This window comes from Achromobacter sp. ACM02, from assembly GCF_014851605.1.
GTDB classification, from domain to species: domain Bacteria; phylum Pseudomonadota; class Gammaproteobacteria; order Burkholderiales; family Burkholderiaceae_B; genus Achromobacter; species Achromobacter aegrifaciens.
Map to the genome: position 1 here is coordinate 446,143 of NZ_JACUZY010000005.1, position 25,939 is coordinate 472,081.

General features: G+C 65.4%; 26 protein-coding genes. 20 read left to right on the forward strand and 6 right to left on the reverse strand.

Annotated elements, in window-relative coordinates; genetic code table 11:
• The first annotated feature begins 80 nt into the window (after positions 1 to 80).
• The 5 genes from IB258_RS18040 to IB258_RS18060 all read left to right on the forward strand — a co-directional run bounded on the left by IB258_RS18040 (position 81) and on the right by IB258_RS18060 (position 5,427).
• Positions 81 to 1,004 carry a Ku protein gene (locus IB258_RS18040; RefSeq protein ID WP_192352976.1) on the forward strand — a complete coding sequence of 308 codons (924 nt, stop codon included), beginning with the start codon at positions 81 to 83 and terminating at the stop codon, positions 1,002 to 1,004.
• 2 nt (positions 1,005 to 1,006) lie between these two features.
• A complete protein-coding gene (gene ligD, locus IB258_RS18045; protein ID WP_192352977.1) occupies positions 1,007 to 3,532 on the forward strand; it encodes a DNA ligase D in 2,526 nt (841 codons plus the stop codon).
• Between the two features lie 135 nt (positions 3,533 to 3,667).
• The gene (locus tag IB258_RS18050) at positions 3,668 to 4,147 is read left to right on the forward strand and encodes a carboxymuconolactone decarboxylase family protein (RefSeq protein WP_119452206.1); all 480 of its coding nucleotides are present in this window, start codon (positions 3,668 to 3,670) and stop codon (positions 4,145 to 4,147) included.
• Between the two features lie 9 nt (positions 4,148 to 4,156).
• Positions 4,157 to 4,912 (forward strand): SDR family oxidoreductase, encoded by a 756-nt coding sequence (locus IB258_RS18055; protein WP_192352978.1) that lies wholly within the window; start codon positions 4,157 to 4,159, stop codon positions 4,910 to 4,912.
• 20 nt (positions 4,913 to 4,932) lie between these two features.
• Positions 4,933 to 5,427 (forward strand): Ohr family peroxiredoxin, encoded by a 495-nt coding sequence (locus IB258_RS18060; RefSeq protein WP_054455086.1) that lies wholly within the window; start codon positions 4,933 to 4,935, stop codon positions 5,425 to 5,427.
• Between the two features lie 3 nt (positions 5,428 to 5,430).
• Here the strand turns inward: IB258_RS18060 and IB258_RS18065 are convergent, their stop codons facing one another.
• The 4 genes from IB258_RS18065 to IB258_RS18080 form a co-directional block, all read right to left on the reverse strand.
• Entirely contained in the window at positions 5,431 to 6,435 is a 1,005-nt protein-coding gene (locus tag IB258_RS18065) for a LysR family transcriptional regulator (RefSeq protein ID WP_054455083.1), read from the reverse strand.
• Positions 6,436 to 6,575: 140 nt separating this feature from the next.
• The gene (locus tag IB258_RS18070; protein ID WP_054455081.1) at positions 6,576 to 7,010 is read right to left on the reverse strand and encodes a cupin domain-containing protein; all 435 of its coding nucleotides are present in this window, start codon (positions 7,008 to 7,010) and stop codon (positions 6,576 to 6,578) included.
• A gap of 118 nt (positions 7,011 to 7,128) precedes the next feature.
• The gene (locus IB258_RS18075) at positions 7,129 to 8,007 is read right to left on the reverse strand and encodes an RNA polymerase sigma-70 factor (protein ID WP_054455078.1); all 879 of its coding nucleotides are present in this window, start codon (positions 8,005 to 8,007) and stop codon (positions 7,129 to 7,131) included.
• Positions 8,008 to 8,144: 137 nt separating this feature from the next.
• The gene (locus tag IB258_RS18080) at positions 8,145 to 9,146 is read right to left on the reverse strand and encodes a bestrophin family protein (RefSeq protein ID WP_175161160.1); all 1,002 of its coding nucleotides are present in this window, start codon (positions 9,144 to 9,146) and stop codon (positions 8,145 to 8,147) included.
• Between the two features lie 438 nt (positions 9,147 to 9,584).
• On the opposite strand from IB258_RS18080, the gene IB258_RS18085 reads away from it, so the two are divergent.
• The 4 genes from IB258_RS18085 (at position 9,585) to IB258_RS18100 (ending at position 13,765) form a co-directional block, all read left to right on the forward strand.
• Positions 9,585 to 10,418 (forward strand): alpha/beta fold hydrolase, encoded by an 834-nt coding sequence (locus IB258_RS18085; protein WP_217481772.1) that lies wholly within the window; start codon positions 9,585 to 9,587, stop codon positions 10,416 to 10,418.
• Positions 10,419 to 10,445: 27 nt separating this feature from the next.
• Positions 10,446 to 11,345, forward strand: a complete 900-nt coding sequence (locus IB258_RS18090; protein ID WP_192352979.1) for an MBL fold metallo-hydrolase — start codon at positions 10,446 to 10,448, stop codon at positions 11,343 to 11,345.
• 69 nt (positions 11,346 to 11,414) lie between these two features.
• Entirely contained in the window at positions 11,415 to 12,164 is a 750-nt protein-coding gene (locus IB258_RS18095) for an SDR family NAD(P)-dependent oxidoreductase (protein WP_054455070.1), read from the forward strand.
• Between the two features lie 680 nt (positions 12,165 to 12,844).
• A complete protein-coding gene (locus tag IB258_RS18100; RefSeq protein WP_166738350.1) occupies positions 12,845 to 13,765 on the forward strand; it encodes a LysR family transcriptional regulator in 921 nt (306 codons plus the stop codon).
• A gap of 34 nt (positions 13,766 to 13,799) precedes the next feature.
• Here IB258_RS18100 and IB258_RS18105 read toward each other — a convergent pair whose 3' ends face one another.
• Together IB258_RS18105 and IB258_RS18110 are read right to left on the reverse strand one after the other, a co-directional pair.
• On the reverse strand, positions 13,800 to 14,792 hold the full coding sequence (locus IB258_RS18105; RefSeq protein ID WP_225590432.1) for a tripartite tricarboxylate transporter substrate binding protein: 993 nt from the start codon (positions 14,790 to 14,792) through the stop codon (positions 13,800 to 13,802).
• Positions 14,793 to 14,973: 181 nt separating this feature from the next.
• The gene (locus tag IB258_RS18110; RefSeq protein ID WP_054455066.1) at positions 14,974 to 15,219 is read right to left on the reverse strand and encodes a hypothetical protein; all 246 of its coding nucleotides are present in this window, start codon (positions 15,217 to 15,219) and stop codon (positions 14,974 to 14,976) included.
• A gap of 197 nt (positions 15,220 to 15,416) precedes the next feature.
• Between IB258_RS18110 and IB258_RS18115 the strand changes: the two genes are divergently transcribed.
• The 11 genes from IB258_RS18115 (at position 15,417) to IB258_RS18165 (ending at position 25,920) form a co-directional block, all read left to right on the forward strand.
• Positions 15,417 to 16,541, forward strand: coding sequence for a cupin domain-containing protein (locus IB258_RS18115; RefSeq protein WP_054455064.1), 1,125 nt, complete (start codon positions 15,417 to 15,419; stop codon positions 16,539 to 16,541).
• 89 nt (positions 16,542 to 16,630) lie between these two features.
• A complete protein-coding gene (locus tag IB258_RS18120) occupies positions 16,631 to 17,542 on the forward strand; it encodes a fumarylacetoacetate hydrolase family protein (RefSeq protein ID WP_192330467.1) in 912 nt (303 codons plus the stop codon).
• Positions 17,543 to 17,593: 51 nt separating this feature from the next.
• Positions 17,594 to 18,778 (forward strand): ABC transporter substrate-binding protein, encoded by a 1,185-nt coding sequence (locus IB258_RS18125; protein WP_054455062.1) that lies wholly within the window; start codon positions 17,594 to 17,596, stop codon positions 18,776 to 18,778.
• Positions 18,775 to 19,689: a branched-chain amino acid ABC transporter permease gene (locus IB258_RS18130; RefSeq protein WP_054455060.1), complete on the forward strand. Its 915-nt coding sequence runs from the start codon at positions 18,775 to 18,777 to the stop codon at positions 19,687 to 19,689. Before IB258_RS18125 ends, IB258_RS18130 begins: the two co-directional genes overlap by 4 nt.
• Positions 19,686 to 20,672 (forward strand): branched-chain amino acid ABC transporter permease, encoded by a 987-nt coding sequence (locus tag IB258_RS18135; RefSeq protein ID WP_054455058.1) that lies wholly within the window; start codon positions 19,686 to 19,688, stop codon positions 20,670 to 20,672. The genes IB258_RS18130 and IB258_RS18135 overlap by 4 nt, the downstream gene beginning before the upstream one ends.
• Positions 20,662 to 21,432, forward strand: coding sequence for an ABC transporter ATP-binding protein (locus IB258_RS18140; RefSeq protein ID WP_192352980.1), 771 nt, complete (start codon positions 20,662 to 20,664; stop codon positions 21,430 to 21,432). Before IB258_RS18135 ends, IB258_RS18140 begins: the two co-directional genes overlap by 11 nt.
• Positions 21,419 to 22,111, forward strand: a complete 693-nt coding sequence (locus IB258_RS18145; protein ID WP_054455055.1) for an ABC transporter ATP-binding protein — start codon at positions 21,419 to 21,421, stop codon at positions 22,109 to 22,111. Before IB258_RS18140 ends, IB258_RS18145 begins: the two co-directional genes overlap by 14 nt.
• 72 nt (positions 22,112 to 22,183) lie before the next feature.
• Positions 22,184 to 22,957, forward strand: a complete 774-nt coding sequence (locus IB258_RS18150; protein WP_119452167.1) for a GntR family transcriptional regulator — start codon at positions 22,184 to 22,186, stop codon at positions 22,955 to 22,957.
• Positions 22,950 to 23,834, forward strand: coding sequence for an alpha/beta hydrolase (locus tag IB258_RS18155; protein WP_054455052.1), 885 nt, complete (start codon positions 22,950 to 22,952; stop codon positions 23,832 to 23,834). Before IB258_RS18150 ends, IB258_RS18155 begins: the two co-directional genes overlap by 8 nt.
• 31 nt (positions 23,835 to 23,865) lie before the next feature.
• Positions 23,866 to 24,780 carry a LysR family transcriptional regulator gene (locus IB258_RS18160; RefSeq protein ID WP_013391216.1) on the forward strand — a complete coding sequence of 305 codons (915 nt, stop codon included), beginning with the start codon at positions 23,866 to 23,868 and terminating at the stop codon, positions 24,778 to 24,780.
• 150 nt (positions 24,781 to 24,930) lie between these two features.
• Positions 24,931 to 25,920, forward strand: a complete 990-nt coding sequence (locus IB258_RS18165) for a tripartite tricarboxylate transporter substrate binding protein (RefSeq protein WP_054455051.1) — start codon at positions 24,931 to 24,933, stop codon at positions 25,918 to 25,920.
• Positions 25,921 to 25,939 lie beyond the last annotated feature (19 nt).

Consider the following 25,939-nt stretch of genomic DNA (forward strand, 5'->3'; position numbering starts at 1 on the left):
CCGCCGTGGCGATGGCTGCCGTTGTTGTGGCATCCGAAGCCGCGGCGAGAGCGCGTGCACATCACCTAGGAGAAATTCTCATGGCCACGCGAACCATCTGGAAGGGCGCGATCACCTTCGGCCTGGTCCACATCCCCGTGGGCTTGCATACCGCCACGACGGAATCGGGCGTGGATTTCGATTGGCTGGACCGCCGGTCGATGGACCCCGTCGGCTACAAGCGCATCAACAAGCGCACGGGCAAGGAGATCGAATCCAAGGACATCGTCAAAGGGGTCGAATACGAGGATGGCCAGTACGTCATCATCTCCCCCGAGGAGATCGCGGAGGCCTATCCGCGCACGACGCAAACCATCGAAATCCAGCAATTTGTCGAATCGGCCGAAGTCTCGTTCGTATACCTGGAGCGGCCGTATTACATCGCCCCGATCAACAAGGGGCAGAAGGTGTATGCGCTGCTACGCGACACGCTGGTGAAAAGCGGCAAGATAGGCATCGCCAAGGTCGTGATCCAGACCAAGCAGCATCTGGCGGCATTGATTCCCATGGGAGACGCGCTGGTCCTGAATCTGATGCGTTGGGGCGACGAGGTGAAGTCCGTGGAGGGACTGGATCTGCCCAAGGCAGGCGCCAAGAGCATGTCGCCCAGCGCGTCCGAATTGAAGATGGCCAAGATGCTGGTGGACGAAATGTCGGCAGAGTGGGATCCGGCCGAATACCAGGACGAATTCAAGGCGGCCATCATGGGGCTGGTGGAACAGAAGGCCCAGGCGGGCAAGACCGAAACCGTGATCGCGCCGCAGGAGGAAGCGCCTGCGTATGCGGATAACGTGATCGATCTGACGGACCTGTTGCAGCGCAGCTTGCGCGGCGGCGCGTCCAAGGGGCGCGCCAAGGCCGAGGCCAAGCCCGCCAAGAAAGCCGTGCCGCGTAGTTCCGCTGTGAAAAAGGCGCCCGCGAAGAAGGCCGCCAAGAGCGCCAGGCAGGCGAAAAAGGCGGCCTGAAAATGGCGGACAGCCTGAAGAAATACCGCGAGAAGCGCAATTTCGCCGTCACGCCGGAACCGGCGGAAGGCGGTGAATCAGGCGGCGCAGACCTGGTGTTCGTCATACAAAAGCACTGGGCCAGCCGCCTGCACTATGACTTCCGCCTGGAGCTGGATGGCGCGATGAAAAGCTGGGCGGTGCCGAAAGGGCCGTCGTTCGATCCCTCCGTCAAGCGCATGGCGGTGCAGGTCGAAGACCATCCCATCGCGTACAACCAGTTCGAAGGCTCCATCCCCGAGGGGCAGTACGGGGCCGGCAAGGTGATCATCTGGGACGAGGGGCGCTGGACGCCTATAGGCGATCCGCGCAAGGGATACAAGACAGGCCATCTGAAGTTCACGCTCGACGGCGTGAAGCTGCGCGGGCGCTGGGCGCTGATCCGCATGAAGGGCAAAGAGAGCGATCGCCAGCCGCCCTGGCTGCTGATCAAGGAAAACGACGAGTACGCGCGGCCAGACCGGGATTTCAGCGTCGTGGATGAGATGCCGGACAGCGTGGTGCCGCTGCGCACGAAGAAGAAGGCGGCTGTGCGCAGCAAACCGCAAGCCCGCGCCGTGAATGCAACAGAATCCGCCGCGGCCTTGCCGGGCAAGGCCGCTCCCCTGCCCGTGTCGCTCAAGCCTCAGCTGGCCACCCTGGTCGACGGCGTGCCGCGGGGCGCGGACGACTGGTCCTATGAAATGAAGTTCGACGGCTACCGGATCCTGGCCAGGCTGGATGGCGGCAGCGCGAAGCTGTACACGCGCAACGGCCACGATTGGACAGCCAGGATTCCGCGGCTGGCCCAGGAGCTGGCGGCACTGGAGATCGCCAATGCCTGGATCGACGGCGAGATCGTCGTGCTGACGCGCGAAGGCGTGCCCAGCTTCCAGGCCTTGCAGAACGCCTTCGATGCCGCGAGCACGGCGGATATCGTCTTCTACGCCTTCGACCTGCCCTACGTCGCGGGACGCGACCTGCGCGACGAGCCTCTCAGGCTGCGGCGGGACCTGCTGCGGCAGGTCATCGCCAGGTGCAAGGGCCAGCACGTGAAGTTCAGCGAGGCCTTCGATAAGCCGCCGGCAGACCTGGTCGCTTCGGCCTGCAAGCTGGGCCTGGAGGGGATCATCGGCAAGCGTCTGTCCGCGCCCTATGTGTCGCGCCGCACGGACGACTGGATCAAGCTCAAGTGCACCAAGCGCCAGGAATTCGTCATCGTGGGCTACACCGAGCCCAAGGGCAGCCGCCAGGGCTTTGGCGCGCTGCTGCTGGCGGTGCACGAGCCGGATGGCGGGCTGCGCTACGCCGGCAATGTGGGCACGGGTTTCGACGACAGGACGCTGCTGGACCTGCATCGCAAGCTGGCCGGCATTGAACAAGAAACCAGCGCGTTGACCCAGGGCAAGCCGCGCGCCCTCAAGCAGGTCCATTGGGTCCAGCCTACGCTGGTGGGAGAGGTTTCGTTCGGCGAATGGACTGGCGACGGCCATGTGCGCCATTCGACCTTCCGCGGGCTGCGGACCGACAAACCCCCCAAGAAGATCACGCGCGAGGTTGCCATGCCGGCTGAAAAGATATCCACCCGCGAACGCCCCGCCAAGGCCTTGAAAGAGGGCGCGGCAACGCCGCCGAAGGGAATGAAACTGTCCAATCCCGACCGCGTCATAGATCCCTCTTCGGGAGCGACCAAGCTCGATCTGGCGCGCTATTACGGGTTGGTGGCGCCACTGATGATGCCGCACCTGCGCGGCCGCCCGGTTTCCTTCGTCAGGGCGCCCGCGGGGATCCAGGGTCAGCACTTCTTCCAGCGGCACTCGGAATCACCCATCGCGGGGGTGCTGGCGCTGCCTGAACGCCTGTACCCAGAGCATCCGCCGCTCATGGAAATCTCGAACGAAGCAGCGATACTCGCTGCCGCCCAACTGAACGTGGTGGAGTTCCATACCTGGAATGCGATCAAGACCTCGATCGCCAAGCCGGACCGGATGCTGTTCGACCTGGACCCTGGAGAAGGGGTGGATTGGCCTGCCGTGCAGCAGGGCGCGGAGCTGGTGCGCGTGCTGCTTCAGGAGCTAGGCCTGCGCGGCTGGCTGAAGACCAGCGGCGGCAAGGGCCTGCATGTGGTCGTGCCGATCCGCAAGCAATACGGCTGGGACGCCGTGAAGGACTTTTCCGAAGCCATGGTGCGCCATCTGGCGCAAACGCTGCCGAAGCTGTTCGTCGCCAAAAGCGGGCCCAAGAACCGCGTGGGCAAGATATTCGCCGATTACCTGCGCAACGGCTTCGGCGCCACGACGGTGGCGGCCTGGTCGGCCCGCGCCCGGCCCGGCCTGGGCGTGTCCGTACCGGTCCGCTGGGACGAACTGGACGGGCTGAAAGGCTCGGCGCAATGGACCATCGCCAACATCCACACCCGCCTGGATGCGGGCAACGAGCCTTGGGACGATTACGCGCCCCAGGCCATCGGCCGGGCCATGAAACAACTCGGGATCGAACCGAAATCCTGAACCTGAACATGGCCGTCAGCGCGCGCTGACGATTGTTGCCGCCGCGGCAACATCATGGTCCCCTCCGCGGGCCTACTGCCGTTTTGCCGGCAGACCTACGATTTGGGCGTCGTTCAACCCATCGAGGAAGTCACCATGAGTCAACGTCTGAATGCCTTTGCGCAATCGCCCGAACTGTTCAAGAAATTCGTCGAGTTCGGCATGCTCCTGAAGTCCGGCGCGATCGAGCAATCGATCCTGCGCCTGGTCGAAATCCGCGCCTCGCAGATCAACGGCTGCGGTTTCTGCCTGGACATGCATGTGAAGGATGCCAAGATCCACGGCGAAGGCGAACTGCGCCTGCATCACGTGGCGATCTGGCGCGAATCGACCGAGTTTTCGCCGCGTGAACGCGCCTGCCTGGCCTGGACCGAAGCGCTGACCACGCTGGGTGCGCAGGGCGTGCCCGACGAGATCTATGAACGCGTCCGCACGCAACTGTCCGAAAAGGAAATCTCGGACCTCAGCTTCGCCGTCATGGCGATCAATGGCTGGAACCGCCTGAACGTGGGCTTCCGCACCGTGCCGGGTTCTGCCGACAAGGCATATGGCCTGGATAAGGCCAAGTTCAACTAAGGGACTACCATGAAAATCCTGGTTATCGGCGGCACGGGCCTGATCGGCTCCAAACTCGTCAAACTGCTGACTGAGCGCGGCCATGAGGCGATTGCCGCATCGCCCGCCACGGGCGTCAACACCATGACTGGCGAGGGCCTGGACGCCGCGCTCGCCGGCGTCGACACGGTGGTCGACGTCGCCAACTCGCCGTCGTTCGAAGACCGCGCCGTGCTGGAGTTCTTCCAGACCTCGGGGCGCAACCTGTTGGCGGCGGAGGCCCGCGCCGGCGTGCGCCACCACGTCGCGCTGTCGGTGGTCGGCACGCAGCGCCTGGCCGAAAGCGGCTACTTCCGCGGCAAGATCGCGCAGGAAGCGCTGATCGTGGCTGCTGGAATCCCGTACACCATCGTGCATAGCACCCAGTTCTTCGAATTCCTGGGCGGTATCGTGCAGTCGGGGACCGAAGGGGCGGAAGTGCGGCTGTCGCCCGCCTACGTCCAGCCCATTGCGTCGGACGACGTCGCCCTGGCCATGGCCAACGCCACGCTGGCGCCGCCGGTGAACGGCATCGTCGAAATCGCTGGCCCCGAGCGGGTACGCCTGGCCGAGCTGGTGCAGCGCTACATGGCCAAGATCGGTGACGCGCGCCCCGTGCGGGCGGACACCGGCGCGCGCTATTTCGGCGCGCTGCTCGATGACGACACGCTGGTTCCGGGAGCCGGCCCGCGCCTGGGCCAGATCGGCTTCGAAACCTGGTTCAGCCGTTCGGGCGCAAGAAAGTAGCGGCAGGCGCAAGGACCCTCATGAGCAAACTGCGGCCTCCTCCCCAGAGTCTCCTGGACAAGTACCGGGGGAAGGATTTCCATCCCCTGTACACCACCAGCGTGACGGTGCGCGGCGGGGAGGCCGCGCATGGACGCGCCTCCGGCATGGCCATTTCGGACGATGGCGAGCTGATCGTGGAACTGCGCCTGCCGGTGGAGCTGGGCGGCACGGGCGGGGGCACCAACCCCGAACAGCTATTCGCCGCCGGCTATGCGGCGTGCTTCCACGGCGCGCTCAGCATGCTGGCCGAACGCGCCGGCCTGGCCATCCCGGACGCTTCCGTGACGGCCACCATCTCGTTCGGCCGGGACCCCGTCGACGGCTTTTTCGCGCTGACGGCGGACGTCAATATCCACCTTCCGGGCGTGCCCACGCCCATCGCGGAAGAGCTGGTGCGCAATACGGAACGCCTGTGTCCTTACGCCAAGATGGCCCAGGGCGGGATCCAGAGCGTCGTGGCCCTGACCCAATAGCGCTCAGGCCTGTTTCGGCAGCAGGCTGTCGATGATCAGCAGGTCCTGCGCGCGGATGCTCTCGGTCATGAAATCGATGAAGACCCGCATGCGGGCGGGCAGGTGCTGGCGGCTGAGAAAGCACAGGTAGTGCCCGCGGTCGTCGGGCGAGTACTGCGGCATGCAGGCGACCAGCGTGCCTGCGCGCAGATGCTCGCAGACCTGGTACGCCGCCATCTGCGCGATGCCATGGCCGTCCAGCACGGCCTGCAGGACCAGGTCGGCATCGTTGAAGGTCAGCATGGCGGGCGGCGCGAACTTGCGCAGATGGCCGCCGACCTTGAATTCCCATTCGAATACGCGGCCGGACGCCAGCAGGAAGTTCACGCAGCTATGGCCGGACAGCTCGTCGACGCTTAGCGGCAGCCCGTGCCTGGCGGCATAGTCGGGCGAGGCGCACAGGATCATCTGCATGGGAATGACTTTCTTGGCGATCACCTGGCTGTCTTCCATGCGGCCATTGCGAAACGACACGTCGACGCGGTCCGTGGTGAAGTCGGTCGGGCCGTCATCCAGCAACAGCTCCACCGAGATGTTCGGATGCGCTTCGCGGAACGCCTTCAGCAGGGGCGCCACGACCTTGCGGCCGAAACCCACGGTGGAGCAGACGCGCACCAGGCCGGAAGGCGGGCCCTCGCGCAGGTCGCGCATGTTGTCCAGTGCCTGGATGATCCGTTCCACGCCGGGATGGCATTGCTCGTAGAAGCGCTGCCCCTCCGCGGTCAGCGAGGTGCTGCGCGTGGTGCGCACGAAGAGCCGCACGCCCAGCTGGTCTTCGAGTTTCTGCACGCTGCGGCTGACTGCCGAACGCCCTATGCCCAGCCGGTCGCCGGCCTTGGCGAAGTTGCCCTCGGCGGCGACCGCCAGGAAGGCCATGACGCCGGCATAGCTGGTGGCAAAGCTGTCGGCCAGGGAGTCCGGGCCGTTCGCGGGAGGGGTGACCGGGGAGGCTGGGATAGGGGTAGGCATGGTGGCAGCGCCGCAAGTTGGTTGATCCTACCTGCTAAGACGTTGCGCTGGACGGTTTTGTGACGCCTCCTTGAAAAAAATGGCCATCCCCGGGCGGGGAGACACCCGGGGATGGCCAGGAAGGGATAAATATCCGTCCCTTATTGAACGGGGATCAGGGCGGGAGCGCCCTTTTTCTTGATCAGCACGACCACGAACTTGGCCGGCTTGGTCTGGCTGGCGTTGCGGCCCACGGTGTGGATGTCATCCGGCCCTTCGTAGAAGGTCTGGCCCGGGGTCAGCGTCACTTCCTTGCCGCCTTTGACCTGCATGACGATGCTGCCCTCCAGCACATAGACGAAGGCCGAGGCGTCATGGCGGTGCAAGGGGTCGGCGGCCCCGGGCGGGTAGTCGACGACGAGCATGACGGCATCCCGGCCGGGAATGTCGGGCAGGTCCTTGCTCATCACTTCCGTGACGATCGGATCGGCCGGCTTGCCGGCGGGCGCGCCGTGGTGCGATGCGGCATGGGCGGGCTGGCCCAGCAGCGCGCCGGCGGCGATGAAAGACAACGCGAGTTTGGTGAGTTTCGGCATGGCCTGTCCTGAGTGGAGTGGTGACAGGTCCATCGTAGAAGCGAGGGCGGCGCGGCGGTAGGTCCGCGCAAGGGACCACCATGTTGCCCGCGATGCACCAACGCCGGTGCGGGCGGTCTCAGCGTTGCGCCAGGGCGGCCGCGATGCGGGCCAGCTTGTCCGGATTGCGCTGCACCAGCACCCGGGTCAGGCGCTTGCCGTCCGTTTCGTAGGACTGCACCGATTCGAGATCGCCATCGATGAAGCGCAGCAAGGTCCACTGGCCGTTCACCTGGACCACCTCGGTGCGCAACGCGTCGCGGTAGCGGCGCTTGCCGGCGTAGAACAGCTGCGCCAGCCGCTTGCCGCCCACCAGGCTGGCAAAGGCGGTGACCTTGTCGCCGCCGTCGCCGATAAGTTCGGCATCGTCGCTCAGCAGCGCATGCAGGCCGTGGAAGTCGCTGCGGTCCATCGCATCGGCAAAGGTCAGCAGCAGCCGATGCAGCGTCGCGCGCGGCACGGCCTCGCGCGGGGTGCCTTGGCGCAATTGCTGCTTGGCGCGCCGCACCAGCTGGCGGACCGCGGCCTGGGTCTTGTCCAGGGTCTGCGCGATGTCCTCGTAGTCGGCGTCGAACACTTCGCGCATCAGGAAGGCCGCGCGGGCGTCCGGCGACAGGCGCTCCAGCATGAACAGAAATGCCACTGACACATCGTCGGCCAGTTCATGGATCTGTTCGGGCGTGGAAGGCGCGGCCATCAGCATCGGTTCCGGCAGCCAGACGCCCACGTAGTTTTCCCGTTCCGTGCGGGCAGCGCGCAGGCGGTCGATCGCCAGACGGGTGGTGACGGTGACGAGCCAGGCCTCGGGGTTCTCCAGCGTGGAGCGGTCGGCGCCATGCCAGCGCAGCCACGCATCCTGCACCACGTCTTCCGCCTCGGCCACCGAGCCCAGCATGCGATAGGCGATCGCGTAGAGGCGCGGGCGATGGCGGTCGAACAGGGTCACGGAGCCGGTCATGGAATGGGCCAATGCCTAGCGGAAATGGGGGGGGGCGGGAGGGCAGGGTATTTTGCCGCAGCGGCCCGGGCAGGACAAGCTGCGCAAGCCTCTGCCAGCCAGTCCCGGGCGGAGGGGCGCGCCGCGTGCCGCGCGCGCTACAGCGCGATCACCGAGGCAGGCAGCGCGGGCAGGTTGGCGCTGCCTGCCATCTGCTTCAGATCCCTTTCGATCATGACGCTCAGGCGGCTGATGGGTACGTCGTTGGCGCTGCCCTCGAAGGGATTCTCCGTGCTTTCGCCCACCTGCTCGAGCGAGGTGTAGATCCACGAGATGATTACGCTGAACGGCACCGCCAGCCACGCCATCTGGCCTTGCATGTAGCCGCCGATATCCTGGCCCAGCTGGGCGAATTGGCCCGTCAGTCCGAACGGCAGCGCCACGCAGAAAGAGCGCACGAACAAGGTGTTGATGATGGCGTACTGGCGTGGATACGGAAAATTCTTGATGCGCTCGGCCTGTCCCTGCAGATCCAGCAGTTCCCGGATGCGGCTGTTGAGCTCGGCGTATTCCGCCGCGGTGATGGCGCCTGCATCCAGCAGTCCGCGGACCGCCCGGCCTTGCATTGCCAGCATTTGCGCGGCCTTGTCATCCGTCTGCATCAAACCGGCAATGTCCTGTGCCGGCAGGTAGCGGGAAAGCGCGGACTCCAGGGGCTCGGCGCGTTCCGGGATCACGTACTGCCTGCGGTATTCGGCATTGGGACGGTTGCCGACGGTCTCCCATACGCGGGCCTCGCGCAGCTGGTAGCGCAACGCCGTCAACCAAGCCAGATGCCGCTGCACCAAGGCCGTGCCGCGTTCGGCGTCGCCGACGTAGTTGCGGCTGATCACGCCCCAGTAGCGGCTGGCGCTGACAATGCTCATCCAGACCTTCTGCGCTTCGACCGTGCGCGCGTAGGTCTGCACGTTCTTGAAGCCGACGACAAAGGTGGTGGCGGTGCCCAGTAGCGAAACCACCGACAAGGGCAAGGTCAGCCATTTCAGGCCAGCCAGCTGATGGAGCAGCACTGGCGCGAAGCCCAGCGCCAGCAGGACGTAGATCTTCCTGCGGGTCCAGATGATGAACTCGCCCAGGCGATAGGATTTTCCCAGATGCATGATGTCGGCCCCCCGGTCGGCGCGCAGCGGCGCGTCTGGTGTGTGTGGGTGCGCTCATCCTAAGAGCGTCGCGCGTGACGCGGTAGGGCCATGCAAGGACGCATGGTGTTGCCGGCGCGACACCAATCATCGTTTCTCCTTCCGAATAAGTGCGGCCCGCGTGACGTGGGCCTGTGTGGCGCGCGTCATGTCCATGCCGCGGCGCATTGGTGCCCGTCGCGCAACAGCGTGCTTCCCGCCGCGTGCCTACCGCGGACCAGACCGCATACCTACCATGCCCTCACTCACTTTGCCGAAACAGGAGTTCCCATGAACGACTCGCACAACCCGGCCCGCCGCAGTCTTCTTGCCGGCAGCGCCGTCCTGGCGACGGGGGCATTCGCCATCCGCGCCGAAGCAGCCGCGCAGAGCAACGCGCAATCCAACCGGAGCACGACCATGACCCGCAATACCTTCACCACCAACGACGGTACGCAGATCTACTTCAAGGATTGGGGCCAGGGCCCCGTGGTCACCTTTTCGCATGGCTGGCCGCTGAACGCGGATGCCTGGGACGGGCAGATGCACTACCTGGCGCGCAATGGCTTTCGCGTCATCGCGCATGATCGGCGCGGCCATGGCCGTTCTTCGCAGCCGTCTGCCGGCAACGACATGAACGGCTATGCCGATGACCTGGCGCAGTTGATCGAGGCGCTCGATCTGAAGAACATCACCATGGTTGGCCATTCCACCGGCGGCGGCGAAGTGGCGCGCTATATCGGCCGCCACGGCAGCAAGCGCGTGGCCCGCGCGGTGCTTATCGGCGCGGTGCCGCCGGTGATGTTGAAGTCCGCTGCCAATCCCGAAGGCCTGCCTGTCGAGGTCTTCGACGGCATCCGCGCGGGCGTGGCGGGAGACCGCTCACAGTTCTACAAGGAGCTGGCGGTTCCGTTCTACGGCGCCAATCGCCCCGATGCCAAGGTCTCGCAAGGCATGCTGGACCAGTTCTGGTTGTGGAGCATGCAAAGCGGCCAGAAGAACGCCTACGAATGCGTCAAGGCGTTTTCCGAGACCGACTTCACCGAGGACCTGAAGAAGATCGACGTCCCGACCCTGTTCATGCACGGCGAAGACGATCAGATCGTGCCGGTGCACGACTCGGCGAAGAAGGCCGCGCGCCTGGTCAAGAACGCCAGGGAAATCTATTACCCCGGCGCGCCGCATGGCCTGACCGCCACCATGCAGGACCGCATCAACGACGACCTGCTCGCCTTCATCCGCGCCACCGCCTGAACGGCGCACCTACCTGGAGATACCGCCATGTTTGCCATTGAAAACACCGAATCCCTCGACCTGGTCCCGTCGCGCTACGCGCTGCAGATCGGCGACATCGACGCCCTGGTCGTGAGCGACGGCGTGCTGCCGCTGCCGACTTCGACCATGGCCACCAATGCCGATCCTGCCGATCTCGCTGCCTGGCTGGAACACATGTTCATGCCTCCGGACGCGTTCGACTGGCCGCTGAACGTGATGGTGGCCCGCAGCGGCGACCAGACCATCCTCATCGATGCGGGGCTGGGCGGGCAGTTCGCGGGCTTTCCGCGCGCCGGGATGTTCCCGCAGAGATTGGAGTCCGCCGGCATCGCGCTGGAATCCGTGACCGACGTGATCATCACGCACATGCACATGGACCACGTGGGCGGGCTGCTCGTGCCGGACGTCAAGGAGCGCTTGCGTCCCGACGTGCGCATCCACGTGTCCGCGACCGAAGTGGCATTCTGGACCTCACCGGATTTCTCGCACACCGTCATGCCCAAGCCTGTGCCTGCGGTATTGAAGTCGACGGCTACCAGCTTCTACAACGAGTACCGCGACCGGCTGCGCCTCTTCGACGATCGGCATGAGGTGGCGCCGGGCGTCATCGTGCGCATGACCGGCGGCCATACTCCCGGGCACAGCGTGGTCGACCTGATCTCGGGCGACGAAAGGCTGACGTTTGCTGGCGACGCCATGTTCCCGGTCGCGTTCGACCATCCCGAATGGCAAAACGGTTTCGAGCACGACCCCGAGGAATCGGCCCGCGTCCGCCTCGGTCTGTTCCAGGAGCTGGCGCAGAACCGCGGGCTGTTGGTCGCCGCCCATCTGCCGTTCCCGTCCCTGGGCCGTGTGGCGGTCGACGGCGACGCGTTCCGCTGGGTGCCGGTCATCTGGGACTTTTAAGCGCGCCGATGCCGGCCGACGAGGCCTGTCGCGTCGGCCGGCGTCTTACCTGTACGAAGGAACATCATCATGAAAAAACTGTTGGGCAAGACTGCCGTCGTCACCGGCGGCAACAGCGGCATAGGCTATGCCGCGGCCGAGGCCTTCATTGCCGAAGGCGCGCGCGTGGCCATCCTCGGGCGCAGGAAAGATGCCGTCGACGCGGCGGTGGCGCAACTTGGAGCGTCCGCCTTCGGCATGGTTGGGGACGTTGCCGACCTGGCCACGCATGACCGCGTGGCGGCAGAAGTCCGTGAACGGTTCGGCGCCGTCGACATCTACATGGCCAACGCCGGCATGAATAACATCGAGCCTTCGACCGCGGTAAGCGTGGACAGCTATGACGTCCAGTTCGACACCAACACGCGCGCCGTGTTCTTCGGCGTCACCAAGGTCCTGCCGCTGGTGCGCGACGGTGGTTCCATCATCATCACTGGCTCCATCGCCAGCGCCAAAGTGCTGGAAAACCATGCGGTCTATGCCGGCTCCAAAGCCGCCATCGAGGCGTTTGCGCGCGCCTGGGCGCTGGAATTCAAGTCGCGCAAGATTCGTTTCAACGTATTGAGCCCCGGTCCTACGGATACGCCCATTCTGGAAAAGCTGGGCGTGGGCGCGGCGCATCGGCCCGCATTCGAACAGGGCATGGCCTCATTGATTCCGCTTGGGCGGCTGGCGCAATCTGCGGAATTGGCGCGCGCCGCATTGTTTCTCGCTTCGGACGACGGCGGGTTCATTACCGGGGTCAATCTGCGCGTCGACGGCGGCATCGCGCTGACTTAACTGGATCTTCACTGCCTGGCAGAACGCGGGCGGACGATGGCAGGCGCTGGATCGGAAACGTTTGATTGCCTCTGCGCGTGGCGGATTTCAAATTCAGGCAACGATTGTTTATTGCCGATTCTTCACAATTTGAACAACCGATCCTGTGCAGACGTTCCAGCGCCATACGCGGCTGTCTACCCGCAGGTACTGGATCTGACCAGGTATGCGCCCGTCTGGACGACGGCAATGTGGATTAATTTTGTTGCAGTGAAACACGCGGAATATTTCGATTATCCAGCATCCTGATCCCGCGTCGATTGGCAACCTCTTACAAGGTTGAAGCACACAAAAAAACACGAAGTTCTGATAGGGTCCATTTATGTGGAAAACTCGGAAAATTCGTTAAAATCAATTGCTTGGGATTATGAGCGGGAGCCTTGTCTCCCGCTTTGTGTTCAGATCCGCAGGTCGCCACCCGCGTCTGCGGTCCACGAAAAAAATGGGTTGACCGGCCGTATTTTTTTCTGGAATCAGCGTTTGCTGGCTAATCCAGTCAGCATTTTGATGCATTGCAGCATCGCAACAACGAAGCCCAGCTCCCTGCAGATTCTGATTCTGATGGCCTATCCCATTCCTGGCGGATTGTCCTGATGCCGGCCGGGGGCTTGGGTTGCGTCTCAGGCTTAGGATATCCACGCATGAATCTCCGGTTTCTGGAAACGTTTGTCCGAGCCGCCAGGCTCAAGAAAATGACCTTGGCCGCGGAAGAACTGCACGCGTCCCAGGCGGCCATCTCTGCCCGCATCGCAGCCTTCGAGGAAGAACTGGGGGTGAGGGTCTTTGTGCGGGAGAAGGGCAAGCAACTGAGCTTGACGCCAGTCGGCGCTGAAATGCTTGGACCCGCGGAAGAACTGCTGGCTCATGCGAGAGCCTTCACCAGCCGGTTCGCGACCACGGACGTACGGCTTACCCAGATCAGCATCGGCCTGAGCGGAACCGTCGCGGAAGCCATACTCGAGCCTATGGCCGCCGCCTTGAGCAGACAATGGCCGAACGTCACCGTGCACCTGCAATCGTTGACCAGTACGGATATACGACAGCAATTGCTTGGGGGGGCGCTCGACATCGGACTGTTGCTGGGCAGCATCGAAGAGCCGACGGTGGTCAACCGGCAATTGCTGGGGCTGGATTACGTCTGGGTCTGCAGCCCGAGCCTGATGCGCGGCGAGGTCGAGCCGTCGATGAATCAGTTGAAGCGGCTGCCTCTGCTGTCCTATCCGGTGGATTCGCTGCTGTACTCCTCGATTGCCAGCTATTTCTCATCTCCGCAGATGCAAGGCTTCAAGTTGATCGTCGTGAGGTCGCTGACGGTCATGCTGCGGCTGGCCGTTGCGGGTGCGGGCTACGCGGTACTGCCGCTCGAACTCATCCGCGGCGAACTCGATTCGGGAAAGCTGGTGCGGCTGCCATTCCCCAGGCCCTTTCCGAAGCAGACCTACTTCGCCGCCTATGTCGACCAGCCTGCGATTCCGTTGCGCGCAGCCATGGCCGACTGCATTTGCGAGGTAGCGCGGCTGGTCTCGGATGGCGTGGCGGACGAGACAACTTTTGCCGCCTGAGCGCAGCCGCGCTTCGGTCTGCGCTGTCTGCCCCTCAGTCCGGTTCGTTGGGGGACGCCGCGATGATCTGCCGCCACGCGATGGCATCGCGCTGTATCGTCTGCGCAAACGCTTCGGGGCCGTCTCCTACCGGTTCCGCAATCTGCCTGGCGAATGTTTCCCGCAACGCGAGTTGGGCCAAGGCCAGCTGCGCGCTGCGGGCGACCTTGGCGCTGATCTCGGGCGGCGTGTTGCGCGGCGCGCAAATGCCGACCCAGCCTTCGAAGCCCAAATCGTCCAGGCCCTGTTCGGCCAAGGTCGGTACGGACGGCATCTGCGGCAGGCGTTGGTCCGTGCTGACGGCCAAACCCTTGACACGGCCAGACTCGATAAAGGGCAACGCTGAAATGATGCTGTCCATCATCACGTTCACGCGCCCCGTGGCCAGATCCGCATAAGCCGGCGTGGATCCGCGGTAGGGCACATGCAGCATGTCCAGGCCATTGCGCGCGCTGACTGTCTGGCCCGCAAGGTGGGGCATGGTGTTCTTGCCGCCCGAGGCGTAGCCGTATTTGCCGGGCGCCTGTTTGGCCGCCGCGATGAATTCCTGGAGATTGTTGGCAGATACGGCCGGATCGGCCACCCAGATCGTCGGCGTATCGGCGATGTGGACGACGGGAGCCAGATCCTCGACGCGGTACGGCAAGCCGGGATAAAGCGCTGTCGCCATGACCAGGCTGCTGGTGGAGCAGAGCAGCAGGGTATATCCATCGGGGCGTGCCCGGGCGACGGTCGCCGAGCCTATAGTGCCTCCCGCGCCCGGCCGGTTTTCGATGACCAGCGGCTGGCCCAGTGCCTGGCCCACCGGGCCGGCGATCTGCCGGGCCACTGCATCATTGCCGCCGCCGGGGGGGAAAGGCACCACCAGCGTCACGGGTCTGCTTGGCCAGTCGGGGGATTCGGCCGCGTGCGCAGCGGGCGTCAGTGCGCAAGCAAGGAACAGAAGCCCGGCAATGGCGGAACCGTGCAAGGGGAGTCGGCGGATCATGCTGCTTCTTGGTGGCAAGAGTGGGTGGGCGAATTGCGCGCAACCCCGCATGCTGCCGGACATCCTTGCGTTAATGAAGCTAGAAAATACTTATTCAAATCAAAGAAAATTCATAACCTGACTCGTTGACGAGCAGGCGTCGTCGCCGGGCCGAATTGGGCCCGGCACGGCGGATACGCGTTCAATCGTCCAACGCCGGTACGGTCCCGATCTGGGCGAGGATGCGCGGCGATTCCATGTCGCCGGTTTCCTTGTCCACCAGCACTTCGTAGGCGGCAACGCCGGCGAACTTGGAGGCCATGGAGTTGGCGATGCGGATGGCGCCGAACTCGCTGCTGGCGGCGCGGATTTCACCAGGCGCGACGCCATCGGCGGCGGCGCGGTAGGGAACGACGATGTACTGAACGAGATGGGCAGCTTCTGACACAGGGTTCTCCTGGACGACAGTTTTTGGGCGAGCGAAATGTATCACGTTGTACTGTGTTTTTGTACAGTATTGTTTGACACCGCGCCAACAATTTTCAATCAGCCTGGGAAAACCCCTAGCGCGCATTCATTGCCCGATTTTCCGCCGGCCTCTATTATTTTCGAAAATATTTAAATTTTTATAAAAAGAGGCAAGGGATGGAAGCGAACCGCTATGACGCGTACCGCGAGGACACCATAGGCCGCGCCAATGTGGCCGACTCGCCCGAGCTCATCGCCTACTACCAGGAGCTGGCCCGCCTGGAGACCGGCGCCCTGTGGACGGTGGCGAACAAGATCGAACCGTGGGCGCCGCGGTCGGCCTCGGTGCCGGTGGTGTGGCGCTACCAGGACCTGCGCGGCCACGTGCTGCGTTCTTCCGAGCTGGTTTCGCCCGAAGAGGCAGGCCGGCGCGTGATCTACCTGAACAACCCGGGCCGGCGCGACGTGGCCGCCGCCGTGGGCTGGCTGTATTCGGGCCTGCAGGTCATGAAGCCGGGCGAACTGGCTTCCGCCCACAAGCATTCGCATTCGGCGCTGCGCTTCATCATGGAAGGGCGGGGCGCCTTCACCGTGGTCGACGGCCACAAGATGACACTGGGCGCGAACGATTTCGTGCTGACGCCCAATGGCACCTGGCACGAGCACGGCGTGGCCGAAGACGGCACTACCTGCATCTGGCAGGACGGCCTGGACATTCCGCTGGTCAACGCCATGGAGGCCGGTTTCTATGCCGTGCATCCGGACCTGAACCAGACTGTGACCTATCCGGTGGACGACACTACCGCCGCCTGGGCCAACCCGGCGCTAAGGCCTCAGGTGTCCGGTTGGACCAAGCCGTATTCGCCGCTCTTCAAGTACGAATGGGAGCCCACCTACGAGGCGCTGCGCCGCTATGCGCGCACTACCGCCGGCAGCCCCTACGACGGCATCCTGCTCGAATACGTCAACCCGGCCACGGGCGGCCCGGTCATGCCCACCATCGGCGCCAGCATGCAGCTGCTGCGGCCCGGCGAGCACACCAAGGCCCACCGCCATACCGGCAGCTTCATCTACCAGGTGGCCAAGGGCAGCGGCTATTCCATCATCGACGGCAAGCGCTACGACTGGACCGAACGCGACATCTTCTGCGTGCCCTCGTGGGCCATCCATGAACACGTCAATCTTTCATCGAACGACGACGCCTGCCTGTTCAGCTTCAACGACCTGCCCGTGATGCGCGCGCTGGCGCTTTACCGCGAAGAAGCGGTCAAGGAAAACGACGGCCATCAAGTGCTGATCTAGCGCTGCCCGATCCCTCTTGAATTTTTCATCCGCCGCGCGGGCCGGGCCCGCGCGCCTGACTCAACTCGTCCTGAATTTATGGAGTTCTTATGCGCTTGGTAACTTTTCGCGCCCATCCCACCGCCGCTGCCCGCCTGGGCGCGCTGGCCGAAGGCTATGTGATTGACCTGGCCCTGCTGGGCCGCGCAGGCGGCGTGGACCTGCCCGACGACATGCTGGCTTTCATCGACCTGGGCCCCGTGGCGGTGGCGCAGGCCAGCAAGCTGATGGAGTCTTACCGCGGCAACTGGCCCGTGGGCAGCGCGCTGCCGCAGGAAAACGTCAAGCTGCTGGCGCCGATTCCGCGTCCGCGCAAGAACATCTTCGGCATCGGGCTGAATTACGTGGAGCACGTGGCGGAATCCAGCCGTACGCTGGATACCTCGGCCGACCTGCCCAAGCAGCCGGTGATCTTCTCCAAGCCGCCCACCACCGTCATCGGCCCGGGCGACGCCATCGAGCACAACGCCAAGATCACGCAGCAGCTGGATTGGGAAGTGGAGCTGGCCGTGATCATGGGCCGCCGCGCCTCGCGCGTGGCCGAAGCCGATGCGCTGTCCTATGTGTTCGGCTACAGCGTGATGCTGGATATGAGCGCGCGCGATTGCCGCCGCGCCGGCCAGTGGATCTATTCCAAGGGCCAGGACACCTATGCGCCCTTCGGCCCGTGCATCGTGACCGCCGACGAGATCCCGGATCCGCAGGTGCTGGATCTGTGGCTGACGGTCAATGGCGAGAAGAAGCAGGGCTCGAACACGCGCCACATGCTGTTCAAGGTGCCGTTCCTGATCTCGGACATCAGCGCGGGCATCACGCTGGAGCCGGGCGACATCATCGCCACCGGCACGCCTGAAGGCGTGGGCGCGGGCCGCAAGCCGCAGGAATGGCTGTGGCCGGGCGACGTGGTGGTGGCCTGCGTCGAAGGCATCGGCACGCTGCGCCATCCGGTGGTGGCGGTCTAGAAAACGCCTGGCCGCGCCGCGGCGGGCAACGCAGTCTCCAAGGGGAAAAACATGATCAAGAAACAGATACTGGGCGGCGCGTTGTCCGTCGCGCTGGGCGCCGCGGCGTCCATGGGAGCGGCCCATGCCGCGGAACCGGTCAAGATCGGCTTCATCGCCACCTTGTCCACGCCAGCGGGCTACATCGGCGAGGACGAGCGCGATGCGTTCAACCTGGCCATCAAGCAGGGCGGCGGCAAGCTGGGCGGCGTGCCCGTGCAGCTGGTGATCGAGGACGACGGCCTGAAGCCCGCCAACGCCAAGCAGGCGGCCGACCGCCTGCTGCAATCGGGCGTCAAGCTCTATACCGGCGTGAACTTCTCCAACGTGCTGGCAGCGGTCGTGCCCAGCGTGGTGAAGTCCGGCGCCTTCTATGTCAGCCTGAATCCCGGCCCGTCGAACTTCGCGGGCGAAAAGTGCGATCCCAATTACTTCGTGGCGTCCTACCAGAACGACGCCTTCCATACGGCCGGCGGCGTGGCGGCCAACGAACTGGGATACAAGAAGGTCGTGCTGCTGGCGCCCAACTACCAGGCGGGCCGCGACGCCATCGAAGGCTTCAAGCGCACCTACAAGGGCGAAGTGGTCGCCGAAATCTACACCAAGCTCGACCAGTCGGACTTCTCGGTCGAGCTGGCGCGCCTGCGTTCGCTGGCGCCCGACGCCATCTATCAGTTCCATCCGGGCGGCACGGGCATCAACTTCGTCAAGCAGTACGCGGCGGCCGGGCTGAACAAGAGCATCCCGATGCTGATGCCCAGCTTCTCGATGGATGCGCGCATGATCCAGGCCACGGGTGACGCGTCGGCCGGCGCCTACATCACCGGCATCTGGTCGCAGGACTTCGACAACGCGCAATCCAAGGCCTTCGTGCAAGCGTTCAAGGACGCCTATGGCCGTGTGCCGACGGACTACGCCATGCAGGCCTACGACACCGCGCAGCTGATTGGCGCGGGCCTGAAGGCTACCGGCGGCGACCTGTCCAAGGCGGCTGAGTTTCGAGCCGCGCTGCGCAAGCCCGAGTTCACGTCGCTGCGCGGCAAGTTCAGCATGAACACCAACCAGCATCCGATCCAGGATCTGTACCTGATGCGCATCGAGAAAGGCAGCGACGGCAGCCTGTCGCCGAAGCTGGTCCGCAAGCTGGTGTCCGATGACAAGGACGCCTACGCGCAACTCTGCAAGATGCCGTCATGACGCTCCTGTTTGAACAGCTGCTCAACGGGCTGCAGTTCGGCGCCATGCTGTTCATGCTGGCGGCCGGACTGACGCTGATCTTCGGCATCATGGGCGTGGTCAACCTGACGCATGGCTCGTTCTACATGGTGGGCGCCTACTGCGCGGCGTACGCCATCGGCACCACCGGCTCGTTCCTCGCGGGCGTGCTGGCGGCGCTGCTGGGGGCGGGCCTGTACGGCATTTCGGTCGAAGTGGTGGTGATACGCAAGCTGTACAAGCGCGATCACCTGTACCAGGTCCTGGCCACCTTCGGCCTGCTGCTGTTCTCGAACGAAGCGGTCAGCCTGATCTTCGGCCGGCGTCCGCCGCTGGTGGGCATCCCAAGCTTCCTGGAAGGCGCGGTGACGTTGGCGCCGGGATTCCAGTATCCGCTGATCCGCCTGTCGTTCATCGCCATTGGCGCGCTGGTGGCGGTGGGCCTGTGGTGGCTGGTCAACCGCACGCGCATCGGCATGCTGATCCGCGCGGGCGCCGACGACCGCGAGATGGTCGACGCGTTGGGCATAGACATCCGCAAGCTCTACACGCTGGTGTTTGGCCTGGGCGCCTTGCTGTGCGGGCTGGCCGGCGTGATGGCCGCGCCCTTGCTGGCGGTGGAAATCGGCATGGGCGAACGCATCCTGATCACCACCTTCGTGGTCATCGTGATCGGCGGGGTCGGTTCGGTGCGCGGCGCCCTGGCTGGCGCCTTGCTGGTGGGCATGGTGGACAGCCTGGGGCGCGCGTTCCTGCCGCAGCTGCTGTCGACGATGTTCTCGCCCGCCACCGCGGACCCGCTGGCCGCAGGCATGGCTTCGGCAAGCATTTATGTACTGATGGCGATCGTGCTGATCGCCAAGCCGGGCGGGCTGTTCCCGGCGCGAGGATGAAGATGGCATACACACTTACGAACCGCGCCCGCTGGGGGCTGGGCGGCCTGGCGGTGCTGATCCTGCTGCCGGCCGCGGCGCTGGCCTCGGGTTCGCCGTTCCTGATCGGCGTGGTGACGCGCTTTCTGATCTACGGCCTGGCCGCGGTCAGCCTGGACCTGGTGATCGGTTATGGCGCCATGGTCAGTTTCGGCCATGCCATGTTCTTCGGGCTGGGCGGCTATGCGGTCGGCATCATCGCCTTCCATACTTCGGAAGCCGGTCCGATCTTCGGCTGGGCTGGCAGCAACGCGGCGCTGGTGGTGTGGCCGATAGCGCTCATCGTGTGCGCGTTGGCCGGCTGGCTGTTCGGCTATCTGGCGCTGCGCACGCGCGGCGTGCAGTTCATCATGATCACGCTGGCGTTCGGCCAGATGGTGTACTTCGTGCTGGTGTCGCTGCAGTTCTACGGCGGGGACGATGGCCTGATGATTCCGCAGCGCAATGAGCTGCCGGGCATCAATCTGGAAAGCCCCATGGTTTTCTACTACCTGTGCCTGGCGCTGCTGACCCTTTGGACGCTGCTGTGCATCCGCGTGACCAACTCGCGCTTCGGCATGGTGCTGCAGGCGCTGCGCCAGAGCGAGCGGCGCGCCATCAACCTGGGCGTGGCGCCCACGCCGTACCGGCTCAGCGCCTTCGTGCTGTCGGCGGTGGGCACGGGGCTGGCCGGCGTGCTGTGGGCCAACTATGCCGGGCTGGTGACGCCCGACATGGCGGCCTGGACCAAGTCCGGCGAACTCATGGCCATCGTCATCCTGGGCGGCGTGGGCACCTTGCTCGGGCCGATCGCGGGCGCGGCGGTATTCCTGGGGCTGGAGCAGATGTTGTCGTCCCTGACCGAGCACTGGCTGCTGTACATGGGGCCGATCCTGGTGCTGGTGGTGCTGTGGGGCCAGAAGGGCCTGTTCGGAAAGCTGCTGGAGACGCGCCATGCCGACTGACGCAAGCGCCAGCCTGTTGCGCCTGACGCAGCTGCGCAAGGCTTTCGACGCGGTGGTGGCCACCAACGGCGTGGACCTGGACGTGCGCGCCGGCGAGATCCACGCCATCATCGGCCCCAACGGCGCGGGCAAGTCCACCCTGATCGCGCAGATCTGCGGCGAGATCCGGCCGGACTCCGGGACCATCCATTTGGATGGGCAGGACGTGACCGCGCTGCGCGCCTTCGAGCGCGCCCGCTTGGGGCTGGGCCGCTCGTTCCAGATCACCGAGCTGTGCCAGGAGTACACCGCGCTGGAGAACGTGATCCTGTCGCGCATGCTCAAGAGCGGCCGCGCCTTCCAGGCCTGGTCCAATCCGCGTCATGACGCGGCGTTGAAGGCCGAGGCCATGCAGTGGCTGACGCACGTGGGGCTGGAGGACCGTCGCCACGTGCGTTCGGCGGACCTGGCGCACGGCGAGAAACGGCAGCTGGAGCTGGCGGTGGCGCTGGCGCGTTCGCCGCGGCTGTTGCTGCTGGACGAGCCCATGGCCGGCATGGGGCCGGAGGAATCGGCGCGCATGACCCGGCTCTTGCAAGGCATGAAGGGCGACTACGGCATCCTGCTGGTGGAACACGACATGGACGCGGTCTTCGCGCTGGCCGACCGCATCAGCGTGCTGGTCTACGGCCGCGTGGTGTTCAGTGGTTCGCCAGAGGAGGTGCGCCGCCATCCGGAGGTGCGCGCGGCGTATCTGGGAGAAGAACATGTTGAAGGTTGAAGGGCTGACTGGCGGCTACGGGTCCAGCAAGGTCCTGTTCGGCATGTCGTTCGAGGCCAGTGAAGGCGAGGTGATCTCGCTGATCGGGCGCAACGGCATGGGCAAGACCACCACGATCAAGACCCTGATGGGCATGCTGCCCGCCACCGGCGGCGCGGTGCAGTTTCGCGGCCGCACGCTGGGCCGCTCCGCGCCCAGCAGCGTGGCGCGGCTGGGCGTGGGGCTGGTGCCGGAGGGCCGGCGCGTGTTCGGTTCGCTGACGGTGCAGGAAAACCTGGTTGCGACCTCGCGCGCCGCGCCGGGCGGATGGGATCTGGAGCGGGTCTACACGCTGTTCCCGCGTTTGAAAGAGCGCCGCGGGCAGTCGTCGCGCACGCTGTCGGGCGGCGAACAGCAGATGCTGGTGGTGGGGCGCGCCCTCATGACCAACCCCAAGCTCCTGATCCTGGACGAAGCCACCGAGGGACTGGCGCCGCTCATCCGCCAGGAGATCTGGCGTTGCCTGCGGGCGCTGAAGGCCGAAGGCCAGACCATCCTGGTGATCGACAAGAACCTGCCCGAAATGGCGACGCTGGTGGACCGCCACTACATCGTGGACAAGGGCCGGGTGGCCTGGTCGGGGCAGCCCGCCGAGCTGTCCGCCCAGCCCGAGCTGGCGCAGCGCTACCTGGGCATATGAACAGGCCGCGCGGGTAGAATGAGCCGCCTGTGCGCGGATACGCGCCCCGGCCGCTGACATCTGGAGACCATCTTGAAGCCTAGAATAAAAGCTTCCCGCCAGGACGATCCCGGATCGGACGGGAGCGCCGGCATAGAGGAAATCACGCTGTCCGAGCAGGTTTACCGCCTGCTTCGGCGCGACATCATGCGCGGCGCCTTCGCGCCGGGCCAGTCCTTGCGGCTGGAATTGCTGAAGCAGCGCTACGGCAGCAGCTTCTCTCCCATCCGCGAAGCCCTCAACCGCCTGCGCAGCGAGCGCATGGTCATCAGCACCACGTCGCGCGGCTTCAGCATCGCGCCCTTGTCGGTCGAAGAAATGTGGGACGCCTGTGAAACCCGCATCCTGATCGACTGCGACGCGCTGCGCCGCTCGCTGGCCAACGCCGACGACGCCTGGGAAACGCGCCTGGTCGGCGCGTACCATGCGCTGACGCTGGCCGCGCAGCGGGCCGACCAGGCCGCCGAGCCGTCGGAAGAATTGGACGAGCTGCTGGAGGCGCGCCACCTGGAGTTCCACCACGCGCTGATCGGCGCGTGCCGTTCCAACTGGCTGCTGGACCTGTCCACCCAGCTCTACGCGCAGACCGAGCGCTACCGCCGTCCGGCGCGCGCCGGCGCGACCGCCTACGGGCCTGAACGCAACGTCGACGACGAGCACCGCCAGCTGTTGGACGCCGCCATCTCGCGCGACGTGGAAGGCTCGGTCGCCATGCTCGCCGCGCACTACCGCAAGACCGCGCAGTTCATCGAACGCATCATCTCCCAGCCCCAATCGCAGCCAACATCGCAGGCCAGGCATGCATAACAGCGACATCGATCTCTTCTTTCCCACCATCGCCGAGCGCGAGGTGCAATACAACGCGCGCGAATCGGTGCCGGATTTCGACGCCTGCGTGCGCCGCTATGCCGAGTCCTCGGCGCGGGTGCGCACGCGCCGCCCGGGCGTGCTGGACCTGCGCTACGGCATGGGCCAGGATGAAAGGCTGGACCTGTTCCTGCCCGCCGCCTCGCAGGCGCGGGCGCCGCTGTTCGTGTTCATCCACGGCGGCTATTGGCGCGCGCAGCGCAAGGAAGACGCACCCGTGATGGCAGAGGCCTTCAACGCCGCGGGCGCCGCCGTGGCTACCCTGGAATACACGCTGGTGCCCGAGGCGACCCTGGGCGAAGTGGTACGCGAAGTGCGCTCCGCCGTGGCCTGGCTGTACCGCAACGTGGCGGCCTATGGCGTGGACCCTGAACGGATCTACGTCAGCGGCAGCTCGGCGGGCGGCCATCTGGCCGGCATGCTGGTCGCGCCCGAATGGCAGGCACGCTACGGCGTGCCGGACGACGTGATCAAGGGCACGCTGGCATTGAGCGGGCTGTTCGATCTGCGGCCGCTGTGCGATATCCTGCCCAACACCTGGCTGCAGCTGACGCCAGAGCAGGCCGCGCACCAAAGCCCGATCTTCCATCTGCCGGAACGTGCAGGCCCGATGCTGCTGGCCGTGGGCGGGTTGGAGACGCAGGGTTTCAAGAACCAGACGGCGGCGTACGAAGCGGCGTGGAATGCTGCGGGGCTGGCCTCCACCCGTATTCCGACGCCGCACTGCAATCATTTTGACCTGGTCAATGAACTGGAAAATCCGGACAGCGATCTGACCCGCGCCACCCTGGCGATGATGGGGCTGGGCGCCAAGTGAACGGCCGGCCGATGGCGTAAGCTTGACGTCCATGGCCGACCTGAAACTCCTTGAAGACCTGATTGCCCTGGCGCAGACCGGCAGCTTCGTGCGCGCGGCCGAGCTGCGCCACGTCACTCATCCGGCGTTCGGCCGACGCATCCGCGCGCTGGAGGCCTGGGCCGGCGCGCCGTTGATCGAACGCCAGCGCCTGCCGGTGGTCCTGACCGCCGAAGGCGAGGCCTTGCTCAAGACCGCGACGCAGGTGGTGGAGCAGATGGGGCAGGTGCGCCATCGCATCCGCAGTTTCGGCGCAGGCGGGGAGGCGGTGCTGCGCATCGCCACCGGCCGCAGCCTGGCCCGCACGTTGGTGGCCGACTGGATCGCGCGCCTGCGCCACCGCACGCCCAAGGTGTTGACCGAGGGCACGCAGGTCGAATTGTCCACCGGCATGATGCAGGACATGGCGGCGCGGCTGGAGCAGGGCCGGGTGGACCTGCTGTGCTGCTACGAGCATCCGGCCCTGTCGGTGCAGCTGAGCCCGGGGCGCTACCGTTACATGACCCTGGGCACAGACAAGCTCGTGCCCGTCAGCCAGGCGGATTCCCGCGGCCGGCCCCGTTACGTGCTGCAGGAAGGCGGTCCGTCCGTGCCCTTGATCACCTATGCGGGCGGCCTCGCGATGGAACGCATTGTGGGCGACCGCCTGGAGGCCACGCCGTACGCCCTGGCGCCATTCTTGCGCAGCGATTCGCTGGACGCGGCGCATGGCGCGGTCGCCAAGGGGCTGGGCGTGGCTTGGCTGCCGTGGTCCATGGTGGCGGCGGACTGCCGCCGCGGCGCGCTGGCAGCCCTGGGCGGCCGTAGCGAGGAAATCTCGTTCGAGGTGCGGCTGTACCGTTCGCGGGCGCGCCTGGCGGACCTGGCCGAAGCGGCCTGGGAAGCGACCGCCAGTCGCAAGGCGTGAAATCCGTCAGCCGCGCGTCCGGCGTGTGCCGAATCCGCACGGCCATGTGTCGATTCAGCACGAAATATCCCTGGTGTACGCCCGAGAATAGCTCCCGAAACATTAAATGAGACGGCGCCGCCGTCCGCCTCAGCACCCCAGGGAGAAAACATGAAATCCGTCCTGCATCCATTGCGCGGCGCGCTCGCCGCTATCTGTGCCGTCTCGGCGCTGGCCGCGGCGCCTTCCGCCCACGCCGAGTATCCCGAACGCGCCATTTCTCTGGTGGTCGGCTACCCGGCGGGCGGCAGCGTGGACCTGACCGCCCGCCTGTTTGGCGAAGAACTGGCCAAGCGCCTGGGCCAGAGCGTGGTGGTCGAGAACGTGGGCGGCGCCGGCGGCACCATCGGCGCGCAGCGCGTGGCGCGCGCCGCGCCTGACGGCTACACGCTGCTGCTGGGCTCGACCAATGAGATGGTCATCGCCAGCATGATCAACAACGCGGTCAAGTACGACAGCGTGAAGGACTTTTCGCCGCTGGGCGTGATCGCCTCGCAGCCCATGCTGCTGGCCGCCAGCAAGAATTCCGGCGTGAAGACCGCCGCCGAATACCTGCAGAAGCTGCGCGCCTCCGCGCCCGGCAGCTTCAACTACGGTTCTTCCGGCGTGGGCACGACCCTGCACCTGGCCGGCGAGATGATCAACCAGTCGACCGGCACGCGCGCCGAGCACGTGCCGTACCGCGGCGTGGCGCCGCTGGTAACGGACTTGATGAGCGGTCAACTGGACTACGGCATGCTGGTGCTGTCCTCGGGCCTGCCGCAAGTGCGCGCCGACAAGATCGTGGCGCTGGGCGTGACCGAGAAGAAGCGCTCGCCGGTGGCGCCGGACCTGCCGGCCCTGGCGGAAACCCCGGGGTTCGAGTCCGTGGACATCAGCGTCTGGTTCGCGCTCTATGGCCCGGCCGGCTTGCCGGAGCCGGTGGCCGCCAAGCTGCGCAGCGCGCTGGCCGACACGCTGAAGTCGGAGCAGTTCCGCGCCAAGATGCAGGAAGCCGGCGGCGTGCTGTCGCAACCGGGCCTGGACCCGGCGGCCTATCAGGCCGAGGAAACCAGGAAATACGGCGCGCTGGTCAAGGCCGCCAAGATCGAAGCCCAGTGATCCGAAACCGGATCATCGC